The 21980-nt window shown below is 67.5% G+C and carries 18 protein-coding genes; 8 read left to right on the plus strand and 10 right to left on the minus strand.

The genetic code is table 11. The features are described 5' to 3' along the window. Positions 1-90 precede the first annotated feature (90 nt). Positions 91-633: a type 1 glutamine amidotransferase domain-containing protein gene (locus tag ACM0PK_RS03375; protein ID WP_005415602.1), complete on the plus strand. Its 543-nt coding sequence runs from the start codon at positions 91-93 to the stop codon at positions 631-633. A gap of 38 nt (positions 634-671) precedes the next feature. Here ACM0PK_RS03375 and ACM0PK_RS03380 read toward each other — a convergent pair whose 3' ends face one another. From ACM0PK_RS03380 to ACM0PK_RS03395, 4 genes are all read right to left on the minus strand, one after another. After that, positions 672-1268, minus strand: a complete 597-nt coding sequence (locus tag ACM0PK_RS03380; RefSeq protein WP_414607575.1) for a YceB family lipoprotein — start codon at positions 1266-1268, stop codon at positions 672-674. An 81-nt stretch (positions 1269-1349) separates the two neighbouring features. Next, a complete protein-coding gene (locus ACM0PK_RS03385; RefSeq protein WP_111201203.1) occupies positions 1350-1889 on the minus strand; it encodes a hypothetical protein in 540 nt (179 codons plus the stop codon). A gap of 56 nt (positions 1890-1945) precedes the next feature. Beyond that, a complete protein-coding gene (locus ACM0PK_RS03390; RefSeq protein WP_005415605.1) occupies positions 1946-2254 on the minus strand; it encodes a DUF3861 family protein in 309 nt (102 codons plus the stop codon). Between the two features lie 293 nt (positions 2255-2547). Beyond that, positions 2548-2946 (minus strand): HU family DNA-binding protein, encoded by a 399-nt coding sequence (locus ACM0PK_RS03395; RefSeq protein WP_072168628.1) that lies wholly within the window; start codon positions 2944-2946, stop codon positions 2548-2550. A gap of 372 nt (positions 2947-3318) precedes the next feature. On the opposite strand from ACM0PK_RS03395, the gene ACM0PK_RS03400 reads away from it, so the two are divergent. Further along, positions 3319-3750, plus strand: coding sequence for an OsmC family protein (locus ACM0PK_RS03400; protein WP_111201202.1), 432 nt, complete (start codon positions 3319-3321; stop codon positions 3748-3750). A 99-nt stretch (positions 3751-3849) separates the two neighbouring features. Here ACM0PK_RS03400 and ACM0PK_RS03405 read toward each other — a convergent pair whose 3' ends face one another. Both ACM0PK_RS03405 and ACM0PK_RS03410 read right to left on the minus strand, forming a co-directional pair. Beyond that, complete coding sequence (locus ACM0PK_RS03405) at positions 3850-4728, minus strand: PhzF family phenazine biosynthesis protein (protein WP_111201201.1); 879 nt, start codon at positions 4726-4728, stop codon at positions 3850-3852. Between the two features lie 113 nt (positions 4729-4841). Continuing rightward, complete coding sequence (locus tag ACM0PK_RS03410) at positions 4842-5717, minus strand: PhzF family phenazine biosynthesis protein (protein ID WP_111201200.1); 876 nt, start codon at positions 5715-5717, stop codon at positions 4842-4844. A 75-nt stretch (positions 5718-5792) separates the two neighbouring features. On the opposite strand from ACM0PK_RS03410, the gene ACM0PK_RS03415 reads away from it, so the two are divergent. From ACM0PK_RS03415 to ACM0PK_RS03430, 4 genes are all read left to right on the plus strand, one after another. Further along, positions 5793-8387, plus strand: coding sequence for a bifunctional aspartate kinase/diaminopimelate decarboxylase (locus ACM0PK_RS03415; RefSeq protein WP_111201199.1), 2595 nt, complete (start codon positions 5793-5795; stop codon positions 8385-8387). A 76-nt stretch (positions 8388-8463) separates the two neighbouring features. Continuing rightward, positions 8464-9816: a UDP-N-acetyl-alpha-D-muramoyl-L-alanyl-L-glutamate epimerase gene (gene murL, locus ACM0PK_RS03420; protein ID WP_061479208.1), complete on the plus strand. Its 1353-nt coding sequence runs from the start codon at positions 8464-8466 to the stop codon at positions 9814-9816. Then, positions 9797-11206 (plus strand): UDP-N-acetylmuramoyl-L-alanine--D-glutamate ligase, encoded by a 1410-nt coding sequence (gene murD / locus ACM0PK_RS03425; RefSeq protein WP_111201198.1) that lies wholly within the window; start codon positions 9797-9799, stop codon positions 11204-11206. Before murL ends, murD begins: the two co-directional genes overlap by 20 nt. Before the next feature lie 95 nt (positions 11207-11301). Further along, a complete protein-coding gene (locus tag ACM0PK_RS03430) occupies positions 11302-11835 on the plus strand; it encodes a hypothetical protein (RefSeq protein WP_111201197.1) in 534 nt (177 codons plus the stop codon). An 87-nt stretch (positions 11836-11922) separates the two neighbouring features. Here ACM0PK_RS03430 and ACM0PK_RS03435 read toward each other — a convergent pair whose 3' ends face one another. Further along, complete coding sequence (locus ACM0PK_RS03435) at positions 11923-12516, minus strand: SMI1/KNR4 family protein (RefSeq protein WP_414607574.1); 594 nt, start codon at positions 12514-12516, stop codon at positions 11923-11925. Positions 12517-12649: 133 nt separating this feature from the next. On the opposite strand from ACM0PK_RS03435, the gene ACM0PK_RS03440 reads away from it, so the two are divergent. After that, a complete protein-coding gene (locus ACM0PK_RS03440; protein WP_414607573.1) occupies positions 12650-13441 on the plus strand; it encodes a dienelactone hydrolase family protein in 792 nt (263 codons plus the stop codon). 184 nt (positions 13442-13625) lie between these two features. Here ACM0PK_RS03440 and ACM0PK_RS03445 read toward each other — a convergent pair whose 3' ends face one another. Beyond that, on the minus strand, positions 13626-14624 hold the full coding sequence (locus ACM0PK_RS03445) for a polyprenyl synthetase family protein (protein WP_005408451.1): 999 nt from the start codon (positions 14622-14624) through the stop codon (positions 13626-13628). 214 nt (positions 14625-14838) lie between these two features. Here ACM0PK_RS03445 and ACM0PK_RS03450 point away from each other — a divergent pair, with 214 nt between their 5' ends. Continuing rightward, on the plus strand, positions 14839-16452 hold the full coding sequence (locus ACM0PK_RS03450) for an alpha-glucosidase family protein (RefSeq protein ID WP_414607572.1): 1614 nt from the start codon (positions 14839-14841) through the stop codon (positions 16450-16452). A 278-nt stretch (positions 16453-16730) separates the two neighbouring features. On the opposite strand, the gene ACM0PK_RS03455 is transcribed toward ACM0PK_RS03450, so the two are convergent. After that, positions 16731-19487, minus strand: coding sequence for a TonB-dependent receptor (locus tag ACM0PK_RS03455; RefSeq protein WP_414607571.1), 2757 nt, complete (start codon positions 19485-19487; stop codon positions 16731-16733). A 275-nt stretch (positions 19488-19762) separates the two neighbouring features. Further along, the gene (locus tag ACM0PK_RS03460) at positions 19763-21817 is read right to left on the minus strand and encodes a glycoside hydrolase family 97 protein (protein WP_414607570.1); all 2055 of its coding nucleotides are present in this window, start codon (positions 21815-21817) and stop codon (positions 19763-19765) included. Between the last annotated feature and the right edge of the window lie 163 nt (positions 21818-21980).

Below are 21980 nucleotides of genomic sequence, written 5' to 3' on the forward strand. Positions count from 1 at the left end.
GGGTCCTCTCCACCTGCCGTGCACAGCAGGGTCACCGCCGTGCAAGGGCCGTTCGTCCACGCTGTGCACTCCCCCAACTGGAGTGCACCCATGGCAGAGCGATTGAAGGGCAAACAGATCGCAATCCTCGCGACCCACGGCTTTGAACAGTCCGAATTGACCGAGCCCAAACGGCTGCTGGAAGCGGAAGGTGCGCGGGTCAGCGTGGTGTCGCCCGCAAAGGAGGCGACCATCAAGGGCTGGAAAGAGAAGAACTGGGGCGACGCCGTCGCGGTCGACATTCCGCTGGACGAGGCGGATCCGGCGGGCTTTGATGCCCTGGTGCTGCCAGGGGGCGTCATCAATCCGGACACACTGCGCACCGACGACGCGGTGCTCAGCTTCATCCGCTCAGTGGATGAAGCCGGCAAGCCCGTCGCGGCGATCTGCCATGGTCCGTGGCTGCTGATCAACAGCGGGCTGGCAGATGGCCGCGAGCTGACCTCCTGGCCCTCCCTTCAGCAGGACCTGGCCAACGCGGGCGCGAACTGGCGCGATGCCGAGGTCGTGGTCGACGGCAACGTGATCACCAGCCGCAAGCCGGATGACATTCCTGCTTTCAGCGAGGCGGTGGTCAAGGCACTCGCCGCGTGATGCCTTGCCGGTAGTGCCGGCCGCCGGCCGGCACTACCTTATTTGCCCAGCAGGCCTGCCGGCACCAGGTTGCCCAGGTTCTGGTTGAAGGTGACCACCAGCTTGCCGTTCTTGACCTGTGCCGCCTGCACCTGCAGCGCGCCGAGCACCCCGGCCACGGCCGGGTCCAGCTTGTAGATCGGTTCGCGCTGGGCGTAGTCGCTCAGCCAGGCATTGAGCAGACCGCGGGTGCGTGAGTCGAGGCGGCCGCCCTGGTTGGCCGGGGTGAAGTCATCCACGCTGGGCTGCTGCAGGTGGAAGCCCTGGGTCTGCGCGTCGTAGCGCAGGCCGCTGCTGAGCTTCACCGTACCCAGTTTGGCCGGGTTGCCGCCGGCGGTGGCCAGTGCCACGTCCATGCCAAGGTTCAAGCGCTCGCCGGCCTGAAGGCTCAGCTGAGGATGGCTCATGGTCAGGGAGATCAGGCCGCCAAGGGCGTCCTGGGTGCGCGGGAAGCTGCCATCGAGGTACTGCTGGACGTCGCTGGCACCCACCGACAGTTCGCGGCCGGAAATGGAGGGAGCCGCCTGCGCGCCGATCGCAGCGGCGATCAGTACGGTGGAGGCAGCGAGGCGGGTCATCAGGGAACGCAGGCGCATGGCGGTGACCGATGGCAGGGAATGGATGGATCAAAGAGTAGCCGCGCAGGCTGAATCGCGCGTGCATGCGGCTGTAACGGTTCAGTCCAGCATTGGACGCAGTTGCGCCGACTGGATCTGCCAGGCGCTGCCATCGCTGCTGGGTTGCACGCGGTACCAGCCACCGAAGCGGAACGTACCGTTGGCGGTGACCGCGCGGATCTGCACCGGCACTTCAAGCAGCCGCGGTGGCTGCCGGTCGTCGCGGGCGAGCGGGGGATCGCTGTGCAGGCGCAGGGTGCGCAGATCCTGCAGTTGCCGCAGCGCGGCGTCGTCTGCATGCTGCGGGTCGCTGGGCGGGATCGTCCAGGCGGCATCGCTGGCGGCGCGGTCGCGGTTGAGCAACGCCGCTACGTAGCGGTTGAGCATCGTCGATGGCGGCTCGGCATCGTCGGCGACAGCGGACAGCACCGGCATTTCACTTGCCTGCATTGCTGCGGGATCGGGGCCGGTGCGGGTGTCCACGGCTGCGGTAGCAGCGACGGGAGCGGACGCTGCCGCGATGTCGCCGGTCGTCTGTGCTGCCGGGCGTGAACAGCCCAGCAGCACCAGGGGTGCGATCAGCAACGGGATCCTGCGCATGTCTGCCTCCTCCCCGAGGCAACCTGGAGGGCGGCAGTGTAGCGATTGCGCCGGGATCAGCGGGAGGAGGGCAGCTGATCCAGAGCGTCCAGCGCTGGCAGGACCTGACCGGCGATGGCCGCCAATGCGTGGCCGCCGGTCTCGGCATGGCGCTGCACGATATCGCGCAGCAGCTGGGTGGCGATCACCAGGGTCGCACGCTCGTCGCCGCTGATCCCGGCGGTACGCGGGGCCGCCTCCAGCAGGCGCATCAGGTCGCGGCTGGCGCGATGCTCCAGTTCGATGGTGCAGCGCCCTGTGCACTGCAGCCCGTCCTTTTCGATGGGGGTCACCGAGATCCGGTAGCGGGTGGAGGGGCTGGCCATGAGGGTGTGCTCGCCGTAGCTGTGGAGGATGTGCCCACCATAGGCAAGGCCACGGCCTGAGGCGACGGCCGGCGCTGCACGCAGTGTTCCACCCGGTACGTTCCAGCACCTGCCCAGGCCGCGCTCGGCCAGTGGCGACGGGCCTGTACGGGCATTCCCGGGGAGGCGGCAACGCTGTGTTGCGGATTGCCACAGCGCGACGCATCCACGCATGGCGTGGATCTACCGCCGGGCACGCAAAAAAAACGGGACGGCCAGAGCCGTCCCGTCGGAATCCACGTTGGGGCGCGCGCTTACAGCGCGGCGTCCTTCAGCTTCTTCAGCGGACGCACCTTCAGCTTGGTGGTGGCCGGCTTGGCGGCGAACCACTGCTCTTCCTTGGTGAACGGGTTGATGCCCTTGCGCTTCGGCTTGGCCGGCACATTGACGGTGGTGATCTTCAGCAGGCCCGGCAGGGTGAAGGAGCCAGCGCCCTTCTTGTGCACCGAGGAGGCGACGGCGCTTTCCAGCGAGGCCAGCACAGCGCGGACGTCCTTGGCGACGACGCCGGAGGCTTCAGCGATGTGTGCAACCAGGCCGGACTTGGTCAGCACTTCCTTGATCGGCTTCGGAGCGGCCGGCTTGGCGGCTGCCTTCGTCGCGACTTTCTTCGCTGCCTTCTTCGGGGCAGCCTTCTTAGCGGTCTTTGCCATGGTTTCCTGTTCCGTGAACGGTTGGTTGTTTGGTCGGCGCCGAACCCCGTCGGCAAGCGCAATGTAGGGCAACTCTTGGGCGCCGCCAATAGCCCGAAGCGCGGAAAGTGCATGTTTTTTCATATCCAGGCCGATTCAGTACATGGTCGGCGGTCGGGGATGGGGGCACGCCAGCGTGTTCGATCGCCGGCGCCCGCCGATCGGTGGGGTGCGCGAAACCACTGAAAACAAGAGGAAAATGCGTTCCGGTCTGGCGAGGAAGTGTCCACGCGCCGGACTCGGGGGCGACGTCCGGCGTGCGGCGGAGCGACGCAGGGCTAACGCGTGGCGTGCGAGGGTAGCCGTTCATCACCGCCACGCAGGAGCAGCACAATGGGAATCTCGCGACACGCCACCGCGCACTGGGACGGCGATCTGAAGACGGGCAAGGGGCAGTTGAGCACGCCGCAGAGTGGGCTGCTGGACAAGACCCGCTACGGTTTCAACAGCCGCTTCGGCGACGAAAAGGGCACCAATCCGGAAGAGCTGATTGCCGCCGCGCACGCGGGTTGTTTCACCATGGCGTTGTCAGCCAAGCTCGGCGAAGCAGGCTTCACCCCGACCTCGCTGGACACCGAAGCCAAGGTCGACCTGTCGCTGGAAGGCGGTCCGCAGTTGTCGCAGATCCGCCTGAAGGTCAGGGCGGTGGTGCCCGGCATCGATGCGACGCAGTTCCGTGCCATTGCCGATGATGCCAAGCAGAACTGCCCGGTATCCAAGGCGCTGAGCGCGGTGCCGATCAGCCTGGAAGCCGAGCTGGGCTGAGCCGGCGCATCTGTAGAGCCGAGCCCATGCTCGGCTTCTGCAGGTCCCGTGATCTGGCCGAGGAGCAGCCGAGCGTGGGCTCGGCTCTACAGTACCCCTTTACCAATCAAGGGTGCCGGTGATGACGGTCTGCACCTGTCCCCCGGACCAGACCTCGCCGTCCTCATCGACCCGCAGGGTCAGACGCGCATCGTGGCCGACTTCGCGGCCCTGGCTGACTTCGAACGGTGCACGGCCACGTGGCAGCGCGTCGCGCAGGTCCAGCCACGCGGCCAGCACTGCATTGGCGGCCCCGGAGGCGGCGTCCTCGAAGCGCCGACCATTGCCGACGAAAGCGCGCACGGCCAGATCGAATCCCTCACTGCCATCGCTGAAGGCATAGGCGAACACGCCCATGCTGTTGGTGGACTCGGCCAGCGCAGCCACCGCGTCCCAGTCCGGATGCAGGGCGCGCAATGCGGCTTCATCGGCCACCTGCACCACCCACCAGCTGCGTCCGCCCTGCATGCGCGCCGGCGGCAGCGAGCCCAGTGGCCAGTCCTTCAGCGCTGCCTGCAGGCGCGGGTCGAAGGCTTCAGCGGTCTCCGCCAACTGCGCGCGCGGTGTGCGGATGGCGATGCGCTGCTGCGCGCCCTCACCGCTGACGCGCAGCGGCAGGACACCGGCAATGCCGTCCTGCACCAGCACGCCGTCGATCGGTGTGGCCAGGCCAGCCTGCAGCACCGCATGCGCCGTGCCGACGCTGGGGTGGCCGGCGAACGGCACTTCCTTCTGCGGGCTGAACATGCGCAGCCGGTAGCTGGCACCGGCGGCCTGGGGCGGAAACACGAAGGTGGTCTCGGGCAGGCGCGTCCAGCGCGCGATGGCCTGCATGCTGGCATCGTCCAGGCCGTCGGCATCGAGTACCACGGCCAGCGGGTTGCCAGCGCCGGCGCGCGGGGAGAACACATCCAGCTGCAGGAAACGGCGGGTGGTCATCGGGGCGAAACTCCAGGATCGGGTGGCGCGCAGCTTAACGCGCGGTTGTAGAGCCGAGCCCATGCTCGGCTGTGTCGGGGTGTGAGAAGAAGCAGCCGAGCCTACGCTCGGCTCTACAGCCAACGGATCTGGCCGTCGATGACCGGCTGCACCTGGCCGCCGATCCACACCGTGCCCTGCGCATCGACCTGTACCTGCACGCGACCATCGCGACCGACTTCGCGGCCCTGGCTGGCCACGTAGCGGCCCTCGCGGCCGGGCAGGGCATTGCGCTGCCGCAGCCAGGCGCCGATCAGTGCATTGGCACTGCCGGTCACGGGATCCTCGGGCACGGCGGGCGCATCAGCGGGGCAGAAGGCACGCACCACGCGGGTGTGGCCGGTGCCGGCTTCATCGGCGAAGACGGCCAGGCCTGTAGCGTCGGTGGCGAGGCTCCAGTCGGCCAGCGCGGCCATGTCCGGTGCCAGCTCGCGAACGGCGGCGGCATCGCGCAGTGGCAGCAGCCACCAGCGTGCGCCGTTGTCCCAGAGTTCGGGCACCTGCCCGTCGGCAGCGAGCGCCAACAGCGCGGCGGGCGCTCCGCCTGCCTCCGTGTCCAGTTGCCGTGCCGGCGGGCTGGCCAGCTGGATCTCCAGTGCCTCGGCCGGACCGCTCGCCCGTACTGGCAGCACCCCTGCCGCGCATTGCTGCAGCAGGGCGCCGTCACGCGGTTGGGCCAGGCCGCAGGTCACTGCCGCCCAGGCGGCGCCGACGCTGGGGTGGCCGGCGAAGGCCAGCTCACGGGTCGGGGTGAAGATGCGGATGTGGTAGTCGGCGCCGGGCGCGGTGGGGCGCAGGAAGAACACCGTCTCGGACAGGTTCAGCCAGGCGGCCAGGGCCTGCATCTGGCTGCTGGAGAGCGCGTCGGCGTCCAGGATGACGCCCAGTGGATTGCCGGTTCCGGGGCGGGGGCCGAAGACATCGAGCTGCAGGTAGCGGAGGACGGCCATCTACGGGGATATTGCGCTTAGAATCGAAGGTTCCGCCCCCGAGGGCGGCTTCCCCACATTCTACATAGCCAATCCATGTCAGCTTCCCCCCTTGTCGATCGTTGGATCGTACTGAAGTTCGGCGGCACCTCGGTGTCGCGTCGTCACCGCTGGGACACGATCGGGAAGCTGGCGAAAAAACGCGCGGAAGAGACCGGATCGCGCGTGCTGGTGGTGGTATCGGCGCTGTCCGGGGTCACCAACGAACTGACCGCGATTGCCGACGGCGCGCCGGACAGCGGTGATCGCGTGGCAGCGCTTGTCGAGCGGCATGAGGGCTTCCTGGCCGAACTCGGCCTGGGCCGCGAGGTGCTGGCCGAACGGCTGGCGGCACTGCAGGGCCTGCTCGACGATGCGCGGGCGGCCACCCGTCCGCTGGATTGGCAGGCCGAAGTGCTGGGCCAGGGCGAGCTGCTGTCCTCTACCCTGGGCGCGGCCTATCTGCGCGCCTCGGGCCTGGACATGGGCTGGATGGATGCCCGCCAGTGGCTGGACGCGATGCCGCCGCAGCCGAACCAGAGCGACTGGTCGCAGCGGCTGTCGGTGAACTGCCAGTGGCGCGCCGACGCGGAGTGGATGCAGCGCTTCCGCGCGCAGCCGACCCGCCTGCTGATCACCCAGGGCTTCATTTCGCGGCATGCCGATGGTGGTACCGCCATCCTCGGCCGTGGTGGCTCGGATACCTCGGCGGCGTACTTCGGTGCGCTGCTCGGCGCCAGCCGGGTGGAGATCTGGACCGATGTGCCGGGCATGTTCAGCGCCAATCCGAAGGACGTGCCGGACGCGCGCCTGCTGACCCGCCTGGACTATTACGAAGCGCAGGAAATCGCCACCACCGGCGCCAAGGTGCTTCACCCGCGCTCGATCAAGCCGTGCCGCGATGCCGGCGTGCCGATGGCCATCCTCGATACCGAGCGCCCGGAACTGCCGGGCACCAGCATCGATGGCAGCGCCGCACCGGTGCCGGGGGTGAAGGCGATCAGCCGCCGCAATGGCATCGTGCTGGTGTCGATGGAAGGCATCGGCATGTGGCAGCAGGTCGGCTTCCTGGCCGATGTGTTCAACCTGTTCAAGAAGCACGGCCTGTCGGTGGACCTGATCGGTTCGGCCGAGACCAACGTCACCGTGTCGCTGGACCCGTCCGAGAACCTGGTCAACACCGATGTGCTGGCCGCGCTGTCGGCCGACCTGTCGCAGATCTGCAAGGTGAAGGTAATCGTGCCGTGCGCGGCGATCACCCTGGTGGGCCGCGGCATGCGGTCGCTGCTGCACAAGCTGTCGGACGTGTGGGCCACCTTCGGCCGCGAGCGCGTGCACATGATCTCGCAGTCGTCCAACGACCTGAACCTGACCTTCGTCATCGACGAGGCCGATGCCGATGGCCTGCTGCCGATCCTGCACGCAGAGCTGATCGACAGCGGCGCGATGCCGGTGGAAGAGACCGAAGTGTTCGGCCCGCGCTGGCGCGAGATTGCCGGCACCGTGCGCCCGCGCGGCACGCCGTGGTGGCGCGGCCAGCGTGCGCACCTGCTGCAGCTGGCCGATGCCGGTACGCCGCGCTACGTCTACCACCTGCCGACGGTACGCGCGCGCGCCCGTGCACTGGCCGCAATCAAGCCGATCGACCAGCGCTACTACGCGATCAAGGCCAACAGCCACCCGGCCATCCTGCAGCTGCTGGTAGCCGAAGGCTTCGGCCTGGAGTGCGTGTCGCACGGCGAGCTGAAGCATGTGTTCCAGCACCTGCCGGAACTGTCGCCCAAGCGCGTGCTGTTCACCCCCAGCTTCTGCCCGCGCAGCGAGTACGAGGCGGCGTTTGCGCTGGGCGTGACCGTGACCGTCGACAACGTGGAAGCGCTGCAGCGCTGGCCGGACCTGTTCCGTAACCGCGAGCTGTGGCTGCGCGTCGATCTGGGCCGGGGTGAGGGCCACCACGCCAAGGTCCGTACCGGTGGCAAGGAGTCCAAGTTCGGCCTGCCGATCGCCCGCGTCGACGAGTTCGTGCGCGCGGCCACCGAACTGGGCAGCCGCGTGGTGGGCCTGCATGCGCACCTGGGCAGCGGCGTGGAAACCGCGCAGCACTGGCGCCTGATGTGCGATGAGCTGGCCGGTTTCGCCCGCCGCATCGGCAGCGTGCAGACCATCGATATCGGTGGCGGCCTGCCGATTCCGTACAGCGATGAAGACGAACCCTTCGACCTGGACGCCTGGGCCGAGGGCCTGGCCGAAGTAAAGGCGCTGCACCCGGCATTCCGCCTGGCGATCGAGCCGGGTCGCTACCTGGTGGCCGAATCGGGCGTGCTGCTGACCCATGCCACCCAGGTGGTGGAGAAGGACGGCGTGCGCCGTGTCGGCCTGGACGCCGGCATGAACGCACTGATGCGCCCGGCGCTGTACGACGCCTGGCATGACATCGAGAACCTCAGCCGGCAGGGGGGGTATGCCGAAGCGGCGTTCGATGTGGTCGGGCCGATCTGTGAATCCAGCGATGTGTTCGGCAAGCGCCGCAAGCTGCCGGTGTCCACTGCGCCGGACGACGTGATGCTGATCGCCGATGCCGGTGCCTACGGCTATGTGATGGCCAACACCTACAACCAGCGGAAGCTGCCGCGCGAAGACGTGATCGAATGACCACCGCGCGCGCCCTGCACCCGCCCACCGACACGCCCCGCGCCTTCGCGCGGGCCCGTGCCTGACCGGATACACCATGACTGCTTTCGACAAACACCAGGTTTCCCGCTTCCGCTTCGTCCGCTGCGACTTCGCAGCGGATACCGGCGTGGCCCGGCTGGTCTACGCCTTCGACGACGGCCCGGAGATGGTGGAAACCATCACCGTGCCCGGCGCCCCGTTCGTGCTGGACGAGGCGCGCGCCGCCGCCGTGCAGCGTGCGCTGCAGCTGCTGCACCTGATCGCCGGCGTCAGCTACTACAAGGCCGGCGTACCGGATACGGTCAGCATCGACAGTTACAGCATCGATGCCGATACCGCCGCACTGGTGGAGACCATTTACCTCAACGGCCTGGGCGAATTCGCCTACCGCAACGGCCTGAACCTGCGCGGCCGCTTCCGGTTGCCGGTGCAGGGCGAGGCCGTGCAGGCGCCGGCGCTGGGCCTGCGGCCGCACGCGCTGGTGGCCATCGGCGGCGGCAAGGATTCGCTGGTCAGCATCGAAGCGCTGCGCCGTGCCGGCGTGGACGAGACGGTGACCTGGATCGGTGGCTCGCAGCTGATCCGTGCGTGCGCCGAGCGCACCGGCCTGCCGACATTGAACCTGGGCCGCACGCTGGCACCGGAACTGTTCGAGTTGAACCGCCAGGGCGCCTGGAACGGCCATATCCCGGTGACGGTGGTGAACTCGGCAATCATGGTGCTGGCCGCCCTGCTGCACGGCGTGGACCAGGTCGTGTTCTCCAACGAGCGTTCGGCCAGCTACGGCAGCCAGATTCCGGGCACCGGCGAAGTGAATCACCAGTGGTCCAAGGGCTGGGCCTGCGAGCAGGCGTTCGGCAGCCATGTGCGGAAGTACGTGGCGGCGGATCTGCAGTACTACTCGCTGCTGCGACCGATGTCCGAGCTGGCGGTGGCCCGCCAGTTCGCCAAGACTGATTTCTACGACGCGCACTTCTCCAGCTGCAACCGCAATTTCCACATCCTCGGCGAGCGCCCGGTGAACCGCTGGTGTGGCGTCTGCCCGAAGTGCCATTTCGTGTTCCTGGCGCTGGCCCCGTTCATGCCCAAGACGCGCCTGGTGCGCATCTTCGGCCGCAACCTGCTGGACGATGCCGAGCAGGCCGGTGGCTTCGATGCGCTGCTGGAATTCCAGGACCACAAGCCGTTCGAGTGCGTGGGTGAAGGCCGCGAATCGCGTGCGGCGATGGCGACCCTGGCGCAGCGCCCGGAGTGGAAGGAAGACGTGCTGGTGAAGCGCTTCTGCAACGAGATCCAGCCGCAGCTGGATGCCGCCGAACTGGAACTGGCACCGCTGCTGCAACTGCAGGGCGAGCACCGCGTTCCGGCTGCGCTGTGGGAACGGGTGCGTGAAGATTTCGAAGCTTGAAGGAAAGCGCGTCGCGCTGTGGGGCTGGGGCCGCGAGGGCCGCGCCGCGTTTGCGGTGCTGCGTGAGCGCCTGCCCACGCTGCCGCTGAGCCTGTTCTGCCCGGCGGCCGAAGTCGGGGCCGCGCGCGTGGAAACACAGGGCGCGCTGGACGTGCGTGGCGAGCCTTCTGCTGAAGCGCTGGCCGCGTTCGACGTGGTGATCAAATCGCCCGGGATCAGTCCCTATCAGCCGATCGCGCTGGCGGCGGCAGCGCAGGGCACCACCTTCATCGGCGGCACCGCGCTGTGGTTCGCCGAACACGCGGCCGACGATGGCATCGTGCACGACACCGTGTGCGTGACCGGCACCAAGGGCAAGAGCACCACCACCGCGCTGGTCGCGCACCTGTTGCGCGCGGCCGGGCATCGCACCGGACTGGTCGGCAACATCGGCCTGCCGCTGCTGGAGGTGCTGGACCCGCAGCCGGCGCCCGAGTACTGGGCCGTCGAGCTGTCCAGCTACCAGACCGGTGAAGTGGCGCGCAGTGGCGCCCACCCGCAGGTGGCAGTGGTGCTGAACCTGTTCCCGGAACACCTGGACTGGCACGGCAGCGAACAGCGTTACATCGAGGACAAGCTGCGGCTGGTGACGGAAGCCGCACCGCGCATTGCCGTGCTCAATGCCGCCGATCCGCACCTGGCGGCACTGTCGCTGCCCGATAGTGAGGTGGTCTGGTTCAACCAGCCGCAGGGCTGGCATATGCGGGGCGACATCGTGCATCGCGGCGAACAGGCGGTGTTCGATACCCGCAACACACCGCTGCCGGGGCGCCACAACCGCGGCAACCTGTGCGCGGTGCTGGCCGCGCTGGAGGCACTGGGGCTGGACGCGGTGGCGCTGGCACCGGCGGTGCAGGATTTCCGCCCGCTGCCGAACCGCCTGCAGCGCATCGGCGTGGCCGATGGCCTGACTTACGTCAATGATTCGATCAGCACCACGCCGCATGCCAGCCTGGCCGCGCTGGAGTGCTTTGCTGGGCAGCGCATTGCGCTGCTGGTGGGCGGGCACGACCGTGGCCTGGACTGGACCGACTTCATGCAGCACATGGCGCACGATGTGCCGCCGGTGGAGATCGTGACCATGGGCAGCAACGGCCCGCGCATCCACGCGATGCTGCAGCCGCTGGCCGACGCCGGCCGCTTCGGCCTGCACGCTGCGGGCGATCTTGCCGAGGCGATGGCGTTGGCGCGCACGGCTCTGGGCACGCAGGGCGGGGTGGTGCTGCTGTCGCCGGGTGCGCCGAGCTTTGGTGCTTACCGCGACTACGTGGCGCGTGGCCGCCATTTCGCCGAACTGGCCGGATTCGATCCGGACAGCATCAGCGCGATTCCGGGGTTGGGCATCGCTTGATCCGCCGGATCGGGGTCGGATCCCTTTCCTCAGGAAGGGGCTCTGACCCCGGCGAGTTACCATGGGCGCATCCCCGGGCGGACCCGGATAGCCGCGTGTGCACCTTCATTACCCTGTTCCTGCCCGCATCCTTATCGCACATTGAAGCCGCCGCGATCATGCAGAGTAGTGGCCGGCGCCTGTTTGCGCAGGATTCGCCCAGCCTGCAGTCAGCGGTCGGGCCCGGTTGGCAGCCGTGGTTGAGTGCCGTGCACTGCGATTGCGGCACGTGGCTGGCCTCGGCGCAGGCGGTTCGTGCGTGGAACGGCGATGCCGAACGCTGGCGCAGGAAGGGCTGGAGCGAAGCGAAGATCGCGCGCGCGTTGGCGGCGCAGTTGGCGCGGCATGAACAGGATCAGCAGGCACGCCGCGATGAAGCCCTGGACGATGCCGGCCAGTGGTTGCAGCGTATCGACGCGCTGTTGCAGGCTGGGGCCGCGCGCATCGGCCTGCTGGTGCGCGACTACGACGGTTCGGTGGGTGCCCGGCAGCCGAAGCCGCCGGAACGCCACTGGCCGCGCGCGCATCTGGCGGCGTCGGATCTGCTGGCATTCAAGCCGGGCACGTTGCACTGGATCGAACGCGGGTAGTGCCGGCCGCTGGCCGGCAACCTGTGGGGAAATTCATCCACGCATGGCGTGGCTCTACTGTAGCGCCGAGCCCACGCTCGGCGGCCTTCATTCGTCTTCGTCGATGAACGCGTAACCGCCGTCAATGAGCTGCTGCAGGTACGCATCGAAGCTTGGCGCGATGACTGCGTAGCTGTCCGGATCGTGCAGGTAGCGCACCACCTGGCCGACGGTGCCACCCGGTGCCGGATCGAAATCCAGGTACAGCATCGAGGTGCCGCCGTTGTTCATGCAGTGCGAGAAGCACAGGCGCCTGCTCATCGGCAGATCACCGTCGATGCCTTCACCCAGGATCTCCGGCTCCTCATCTAGCCACTCTTCGTAGATGGAACGGATGCTGTCGTCCCACTGCTGCTGGTCCTCGAAGATCTGCGCGACCGAGCGCAGGTAGTACGGGTAGCCACCGTCCTCCACGTCCGAGCCCAGCATCAGTACGCAGACCTTGCCGCCGGGGTACTCCCGGTAGTGGGTGCCATCCACGCGCGATAGGAGTTCCACCAGGCTGTCCGGCACCTGCGGCCACTGCGCACGCAGGCGCTGCAGGTCCTCGGCGCTGGCGCCCTGGACATGTGCCCACTGCGGGGCATCCTCGGCAGGCAAACGCGGGGTCAGGCCAGACAGAAAGCGATCAGCAAGATTCATGCGAAAAAAGGGGACGGAGGGGATTAAGTCGTATCCAACCACACCTGCGTCACGCCGCCAATGCAGAATGCGACGCGGGAGGGGCGAAAACGGCTTAATCCCCTCCGTCCCCTTTTTCTTGCGGAGCAGGCGCATGAATCGTTGGCGATGCGGTGTGGCGATGATGCTGGGGCTGGCGGCGATGCCGGCGTGGGCGGCGATGAAGATGCAGCCGGTGGAGTGGAAGCACCAGGGCACGACCTTCAGTGGTGTGCTGGTCTATGACGATGGCGAGCATGACAAGCGCCCCGGCCTGGTGATGGTGCCGAACTGGAAAGGTGTAAACGAGTCGGCGGTCGAGAAGGCCAAGCAGCTGGCCGGTGATGACTACGTGGTGCTGGTGGCCGATGTCTACGGCAAAGACGTGCGGCCGAAGAGCGATGCGGAGGCGGGGCCGGTGGCCAGCAAGTTGCGCAACGACCGGCCGCTGCTGCGTGCGCGTGCACTGGAAGCGGTGAACGTGCTCAAGGCGCAGGCCGGCAAGGTACCGCTGGATGCCAGCCGGATCGGTGCGGTCGGTTTCTGTTTCGGTGGCACCACGGTGCTGGAGCTGGCCCGCGCCGGTGCGCCGCTGGCCGCTGTGGTCAGCCTGCACGGTGGGTTGGGTTCGCCGCTGCCGGCGCAGGCCGGTGGCGCCCATCCGTCCGTGCTGGTGCTCAACGGGGCCGATGACAGGAGCGTGACCGCCGAGGACATCGCCGCTTTCCAGAAGGAAATGGATGCGGCCAAGGTCGATTGGGAGTTCACCAACTACAGCGGTACCGTGCACTGCTTCGCCGAGCGCGACGCCAACAGCCCACCGGGCTGCCAGTACAACGAGCGGGCGGCCAAGCGCGCGTGGAAGGCGCTGGATGAATTCTTCGAGGAACGCTTCGAGAAGCGTTAAGCCGTGCAGTGGTAGTGCCGGCCGCTGGCCGGCAACCTCATGATGCTGCGGATGTCATCGGGAATGCCGGCCAGCGGCCGGCACTACCGGATGCGGTCAATGCGACCGTTTCAGTGCCGACCTACGGTCGGCACCCACCGGAATGCCGGTTTGGTAGGTGCCGACCGTTGGTCGGCACTACCGGTCAATGCGAGCGCTGCACCGCGTAGCGGGCCAGGCCACGCAGGGCGGCCACGGCATCGTTGTCGCCCAGGCCATCCAGGGCGCGCTCGGCGGCTTCGGCATATTCCTCGGCACGCGCGCGGCTGTACTCCAGGCCGCCGGTAGCACGGATCGCGGCCAGCACTTCCGGCATCGCCGAGGCATCGCCGTCCTGCACGATGGTGCGCAGGCGCTCGCGGGTAGCGTCATCAGAGTGGGCCATCGCGTGGATCAGCGGCAACGTGGCCTTGCCCTCGGCGAGGTCGTCGCCCAGGTTCTTGCCCAGCTCCTCGGCGTTGGCCGAGTAGTCCAGCACGTCGTCGGCGATCTGGAAGGCGTAGCCCAGGTGCATGCCGTAGTCGAACAGGGCCTGCTGGGTGGCTTCATCCACGCCGCTGGCCAGCGCGCCCAGGCGGGTGCCGGCGGCGAACAGCACCGCGGTCTTGCGCTCGATCACGCGCAGGTAGGCGGCTTCGTCGGTGTCCGGGTTGTGCACGTGCAGCAGCTGCAGCACTTCACCCTCGGCGATGCGGTTGGTGGCGTCGGCCAGGATCTGCATCACCGGCATGCGCTCAAGCTCGACCATCAGCTGGAAGCTGCGCGAGTACAGGAAGTCGCCCACCAGCACGCTGGGCGCGTTGCCCCACAGCGCGTTGGCGGTGCTGCGGCCGCGGCGCAGGCTGGATTCGTCCACCACGTCGTCGTGCAGCAGGGTAGAGGTGTGGATGAACTCGATGATCGCGGCCAGCTGGTGGTGCTCCGGGCCGGCCTGGCCGACCGCATGGCCGGCCAGCATCACCAGCATCGGGCGCAGGCGTTTGCCGCCGGCGGAAATGATGTGGTCGGCGATCTGGTTGATCAGCACGACGTCCGAGGACAGCCGGCGCCGGATCAGGGCGTCGACGGCGGCCATGTCGGCCGCGGCAAGCGACTGGATCTGGGGCAGGCCCAGGGCGGGACGGGTGTCTTCGGTGATGGTCATGCGATCAGGCTTTCAGGCTCACCATCGATTATAGGCGCTGGCCGTGAATTCGGGCGCAAACCGGGCGGGCCGGCGTTCCCGGCCCCGCAAACGCTGCCGCCTGCGTGAATACGTATGCAGGTTGCGCCATGCCTGCGGGGCCGCCGCTAAGCTTGCCGGAACAGGATTTCGGCCCGCTTCTGGCGGGTCCCGCATGCCCGGAGGGGGGCTGTCGATGTCGCACTATCCATGGTGGCGCGGAGCCGTCATCTACCAGATCTACCCGCGCAGCTACCTCGATGCCAACGGTGATGGAGTAGGCGACCTGCCGGGCATCATCCAGCGCCTGGACCACATCGCCGCGCTGGGCGTGGACGCAATCTGGATCTCGCCGTTCTTCAAGTCCCCCATGGCCGACTTCGGCTACGACATCGCCGACTACCGCGACGTCGACCCGCTGTTCGGCAGCCTGGACGACTTCGACCGCTTGCTGGCCAAGGCCCACGGCCTGGGCCTGAAGGTGATGATCGACCAGGTGCTGAGCCATACCTCGATCGAGCATGCCTGGTTCCGTGAGAGCCGCCAGGACCGCAGCAATCCGAAGGCGGACTGGTACGTCTGGGCCGACCCGCGCGAGGACGGCACCCCGCCCAACAACTGGCTGTCACTGTTCGGCGGCTGCGCCTGGCAATGGGAGCCGCGCCGTGAGCAGTACTACCTGCACAACTTCCTGGTCGACCAGCCGGACCTGAACTTCCACCACCCGGACGTGCAGCAGGCCACCCTGGACAATGTCCGTTTCTGGCTCGATCGCGGCGTGGATGGCTTCCGCCTGGATGCGATCAACTTCTGCTTCCACGATGCGCAGCTGCGTGACAACCCGCCCAAGCCGGCGGAGAAGCGGGTGGGGCGCGGCTTCAGCCCGGACAACCCGTACGCCTACCAGTACCACTACTACAACAACACCCAGCCGGAGAACCTGCCGTTCCTGGAGCGCCTGCGCGCGCTGCTGGATCAGTACCCGGGCGCGGTCAGCCTGGGCGAGATCTCTTCGGAGGATTCGCTGGCGACCACCGCCGAGTACACCCGCGATGGCCGCCTGCACATGGGTTACAGCTTCGAGCTGCTGGTGGATGACTACAGCGCGGCCTATATCCGCGACACGGTCTCGCGGCTGGAAGCGGCGATGACCGAAGGCTGGCCGTGCTGGGCGGTGTCCAATCACGACGTGGAGCGGGCGGTCAGCCGTTGGGGCGGCCACCCGGCTGACCCGCGCCTGGCGCGGATGCTGGTGGCGATGCTGTGCTCGCTGCGCGGCTCGGTCTGCCTGTACCAGGGCGAGGAGCTGGGCCTGGCCGAGGCCGAGGTACCGTTCGAGGCACTGCAGGACCCCTACGGCATCACCTTCTGGCCGAACTTCAAGGGCCGTGATGGCTGCCGCACCCCGCTGCCATGGACCGATGCGCCGTTAGCAGGTTTCACCAGCGGCCAGCCCTGGCTGCCGATTCCGGCCGAGCACCGGGCGGCGGCGGTGGCCGTGCAGGAACGCGACCCGCACTCGGTGCTGGCGGCGTTCCGCGCGTTCCTGGCCTGGCGGCATACCCAGCCGGCGCTTCTGCATGGCAGCATCAGATTCCTTGAAAGCGCCGAGCCTGTGCTGCTGTTCGAGCGTATGCTTGCAGATGAAACCCTCCTGCTGGCCTTCAACCTGTCGGCCGAGGCGGTGACCCATCCGCTGCCGCCGGGCAACTGGCAGCAGGTGGCGGTACCGGGCCCGGATGCGGGCACGGTGCAGGGCAACGAACTCCAGCTGCCGCCGCGCGCGGTGTATTGCGCCCGACGCAGCTGACCGTTTTCTCCGGTGGCGGTACTTGCGGGGACGGGGCCGAAGCGCCCCGTCCCTTTTTTGTGGGTGGGATTCCAGAGAACGGCATCCACGCATGGCGTGGATCTACGGGTTGGAACGTCGCTGCATGGGCCTTGCCGATCACGTGCTGGCATCCGCGCATAAGAAAACCCGCTGCCTGCGCAGCGGGTTTCCGGTCCTGCTCCCTTTGTGTTGCCGGCCAGCGGCCGGCGCTACCGGGTTCGGGGTGCCAGCCAGCGGCCGGCACGACCCGGCCGTGATCAGAACTTGTAGTTCACGCCCAGCATGTAGGTGCGGCCCCACTCGATGTACTCCAGCGGGCGGTCCTTGCTGCCGGCGTAGGTGCGGTACGGCTCGTTGGTCAGGTTGCTGCCCTGCAGAAGCAGGGTCAGGCCACGCAGGGCACTGCTGTCGCTGAAGGTGTAGCTGACCTGCGCATCGGTCACGTTCTCGCCGACCACGTAGCGCAGGCTGCGGTTGCCGTTGAAGTTGCCGATCTCGCCGATGAAGTCCGAACGCCGGCGCTGGCTGACGCGTGCTTCAAAGCCGCTGCGCTCGTAATAGGCGGTGAAGTTGTACACGCGCTTGGACAGGCCCGGCAGGCTGATCGGATCACTGCCCACGCTGGAGGCGCTCTCCGGGTCCAGGATGGTGATGTCGCTCTTGTTGAAGGTCGCGCTGGCCTGCACGCCGAAGCCACGCAGGCTGTCGGTCAGCATCTCCAGCGGGAACGATGCGGTCAGTTCCAGGCCCTTCAGCGTGCCGCCCTTGCCGTTCTGCGGGGCGGAGAAGGTGCCGGTGGTCAGCACCGGTGCCGTCATGCCCGGCGGCGGCACGTAGCTGCCCAGCAGCGCGGTGAAGTCGTAGTTGTCGACCGATTGGGTGTAGACGTAGCTCTTCAGGTCCTTGTAGAAGATCGCGGCGGCCACGTAGGCCTTCTCGCCGAAGTACTTCTCGTAGGACAGGTCCAGCGCGGTGGCACGCCACGGGTCCAGCAGCGGATTGCCGCCGCTGCCGCCGGGGCGGCCGGTGCCGGTGTCCACGCCGAACTCCAGGCCGGCGCGCATCTGGTCCACGCGCGGGCGTGCGACCTGCTTTGCAGCGGCGAAGCGCAGCGTCTGCTGGTGCGGGAACAGGAAGGCCAGGTTCAGGCTCGGCAGCCAATCGTTGTAGGTGCGGCCGTTCGAGTACGGCTGCACGTTGTTGCCGGCCGACTGCGAGCTGTCCCAGTAGCGCGAATCCGAACTCTGGTCGGTGTGCTGCATCTGCACGCCGATGTTGCCGCGCACGCCGACGTCGCCGATGTCGGCGTTGATGTTCAGGCGCGCCCAGGCGGTGGTGATCTTCTCCTGTACCGTCCACGACTTGGGAATCAGGTAGTCCAGGTTGTCGACCGGGTTGAAGGTCATGTAGCGGCCCACCGCGGCCGGTACGTTCCAGGCCGGGATGGTGCCGAGGCCGGCGAAGCCCAGGTTGACCGGGCGGTACTGCAGGTCCGAGGCGATGTTGGCGTCGCCCTGCGCACCCAGCAGGATGTTGCCTTCGGACTGGGTCTTCACCTTGCGGCGGTCGGCGTAGTTCACGCCGATGTCGATGTCCGGCGCCCACGACGCGACGGCGTCGGGCAGGGCGATGGTGGCGGCCAGCTTGCCACCCTTCAGGCGGTCTTCCACCTTCGGCACCTTGCCGTAGCCGGAACCATAGATGGTGTTGGTCAGGAACAACGCATCCGGGTTGGAGTAGTTCAGGCCCGGGCTGATCTGCGAGAAGCCGTCCTGGCGGATCGACACGCCGACCGTATCCAGCTGCGGCATCGGCGTCAGCTGCAGGTTGTTTTCCAGGTTCAGCTCGTCGCGCGTGGCCTTGGAGTAGTTCAGGTCGGCGACCAGCTTGACGCCACTGAAGTTGAACTCGTTGTTCCAGCCGAACGCGTCGATCTTGTCCTTGCGCTTGTTGTACATGCCGCGTACCAGCGGGTACACGCCGCTGGCGGTGCCGCCAGTGAACGAACCATTGGCGTTGACCTGCGGGTTGCTGACCAGCAGGCCCGGGGTGTAGTTGCCGTTGTAGTTGCTGAGGTTCAGCTCGAACTGGTTGGCGGTGTCGATCTGCTCGGCTTCGGTGTGGAACGCATCGAAGGTGCTGGTCCAGCTGTTGTTCGGCCGGAACTGGATCGTGGCCATCACGCCGTCGCGCTTGTTGTTGCCGGTGCGGCGCAGCGCCTTGATGCCATCGGAGAAGTAGGTGCCGGCACCCACGCCCGGACGGTCGCCCTTGTCGGTGTGCTCGGTGGTCCACGGTTCGTACAGGCCGACCTGGTTCTCCTGGATCGGCATGTCGCTGTGCGCATAGCCGATGGCGATGCCCAGGGTCTTGTCCAGGAACTGGTCGATGTAGCTGGCGCTGAAGCGGTTGCCGTACGGATCGGTGTTGGCGGCGCGGCCCAGCGAGCTCTTCTGGTAGCGGCCACTGACCGCGATCACGCGCTCGCCGAAGCTGAGCGGGCGCGCGGTCTGCATGTCGATGGTGCCGGACAGGCCCTGGCCGACCAGTGCCGCGTCAGGGGTCTTGTACACGGTCACGCCGTTGACCAGTTCGGACGGGTACTGGTCGAACTCGACGCCACGGTTGTCGCCGGTGCTAACCACTTCGCGGCCATTGAGCAGGGTGGTGGCGAAGTCCGGCGACAGGCCGCGAACGCTGATCACCTGCGCGCGGCCCGCCACGCGCTGGGCGGCCAGGCCGGGCAGGCGCGAAATGGACTCGGCGATGCTGACGTCGGGCAGCTTGCCGATGTCTTCGGCGGAGATCGCTTCGACCACCGAGGTGGCGTCCTGCTTGACCGCGATCGCGCTCTCGATGCCGCGGCGAATGCCGGTGACCTGTACCGTATCGAGGTTGGTGGCGCCGGTGCCGGCCGGTGTGGTGGTGTTCTGCGTGGACTGTGCCGACGCCAGTGTCGGCGCCAGGACAACGGCCAGCGCGATGCTCAGCGCGCTGCGCTTGTGGTTCAACATTTTCCCCTCCCAGGCAATGTTGCAGATCGATTTGTGAGCGTTCCGGCGGGGCCGTGAACGTGCGACGCGGTGGCCGCTGTCGTCGCCGCTATGGTAGGCAGCGCGTTCTTCGCGGGAATCACCCTGCATACGTATTCAATGGCGTCTGCAGGGATGTAATCGCTTTCAAGTGTCTCGTTCTGTAGAGCCGAGCCCATGCTCGGCTGCATTTCGGTGCTACGCACCGCCGCCCGAGCGTGGGCTCGGGCGCTACGGGGGCGCAGGCAGGAAAACGTTCAGCGGATCGGCGTGAAGCGAATGGCCTGGCCACCGCCGGGTGCCAGCACCAGCGTCAGTGCATCGGCGCTGGTCACTTCGCGGGTTTCGCGAACGAACGCGAACGGGTTGCTGCGGAAATCTGCGCCTTCACCATCACGGTAGATCTCGGCGCGGTAGCGCACGCCAGGTTCCAGGAAGCCCAGTGACACCGGCAGCACGCGGCCGTGTTCATCGGTGATGCTGCCGAGGAACCAGTCGCGGCTGTTGCGGTCGCGGCGCACGATCGTCACGTAGTCACCCACTTCGCCATCGAGCACGCGGCTCTGCTCCCAGTCCACCGCCACGTCCTCGATGAAACGGAACGCCTCGCGATGCTGCAGGTAGTGTTCGGGCAGGTCGGCGGCCATCTGGATCGGGCTGTACAGCACCACGTACAGCGCCAGTTGGCGGGCCAACGTACTGGGGATGGCCTGGCCGTGGCGGCCCTTCAGGCTGAGGATGCCGGGGGTGTAGTCCATCGGCCCGGCCAGCATGCGGGTGAACACCAGGTTGACCTCGTGCTCCGGCGGGTTCGGTGGCTGGCCCCAGGCGTTGTACTCCATGCCGCGAGCGCCTTCGCGCGAGATCCAGTTGGGATAGGTGCGGCGCAGGCCGGTGTCCTTGATCGGCTCATGCGGGTTCACCGACAGGTGCCGGCGCGCGGCTTCCTGCACCACCTTCAGATGGTGGCGGGCCATGAACTGCCCGTCATGCCACTCGCGCCACAGTGGGCCCCCCGTGGGATTGCGGCGGTCGACCTGGCCGTCGTCGCAGACGTAGCCGGTCTTGAACTGGTCCACGCCCAGCCGTGCGTACAGGTCCAGCGCGGCGTCCAGCTGGGCCTCGTAATGTTCGATGGCGCAGCCGGTTTCATGGTGGCCGATCAGGTGCACGCCTTTCTTCAGGCCATACGCCGACAGCGCTTCGATGTCGAAATCGGGCGTGGCGCGGGTGAAATCGAAGTCGTAGCCATTGCCCACCCACATGCCGTCCCAGCCTGGGTTCCAGCCCTCCACCAGCACGCCGCGGAAGCCGTGCGCCGCGGCGAAGTCGATGACTTTTTTCGTCTTGGCGGTGGTGGCCGCGTGCTTCGGCCCGATCGCCCAGCTCTCGTTGTCCAGGTGCATCGACCACCACACGCCCAGGTACTTGGCTGGCTTCACCCAGCTGACATCGCCCAGCGCGTTGGGTTCGTTGAGGTTGAGGATCAGGTCCGATTCGACCAGGCCGCCGGCACGGTCGGCGATCTGCAGCGTGCGCCACGGCGTGGCGAAGGGCAGGGTGCGGCGCACCTTCCAGCCTTCGGCCGAGGGCGACAGCTGCGCGCGCAGGCGCTGCCCCTCGCTGTGGCGCAGCCACATGCCGGCGTAGTCCACCAGCGCGGCCTCGTGAATGGCCACATGCAGGCCATCGCGGCTGCGCAGGGTCATCGGCGTATGCACCAGCGGTACTTCGCGCAGCGGGGTGCGCTGGTACAGGTACTCGTAGTGGATCGGCTCGCCGGCGGGGATCCACCAGGCGGTGGAGTCCTGTGCGATGGCGAACTCGGTCAGCTCGTCATCGATGATGGCCTCGTGCAGATTCGGCTGTTCGGGGAATACGTAGCGGAAGCCAAGGCCATCGTCGTAGACGCGGAACACTATATCCAGCCGGCGCTTGCTGCCGGTGGTTTCGGCCAGCTGCACGATCAGCTCGTTGAAATGGTTGCGGGTGAGCCGGCGTTCGCCCCACGGCTGGTCCCAGGTGTCATCGACGCTGCGCCGCTGCTGGCCCAGCAGAGTGAAATCGCGGTCCAGGCGACCGTCGCGCAGGGCGAAGCCGAGCTTCGAATCCTCCACCACAGTATCGCCCAGGCGCTCGACCCGGTAGCGGGCCGTGCCGCCGTCCAGCACCAGGCTGACCTTCAACACCTTGCCCGGCGATTCGACGCTGGCCACCTGGGGCGCGGCCTGTACCAGCGTGGCCCACCCGATCAGGGCCAGGCCCAGCATGTGCGCGAATACCGCGCGTACAGCAGTGGGTGACATCGGCAATTCCCCTCCCAAGGCGCCGTTGGCAGACCCGGACCATAAGCCAGCGCGGCGGGTGCGCTACCGCGCGACGCCATGAATACGTATGCAACTGGACGCAGCCGACAGCCCCGCGTCTACCATGGCGCCAGGGCACCTTGAGGGAGGGGCCGCGCCCGCCCGCCGG

Source organism: Stenotrophomonas sp. FR010 (assembly GCF_047520755.2).
Classification (GTDB): domain Bacteria; phylum Pseudomonadota; class Gammaproteobacteria; order Xanthomonadales; family Xanthomonadaceae; genus Stenotrophomonas; species Stenotrophomonas sepilia.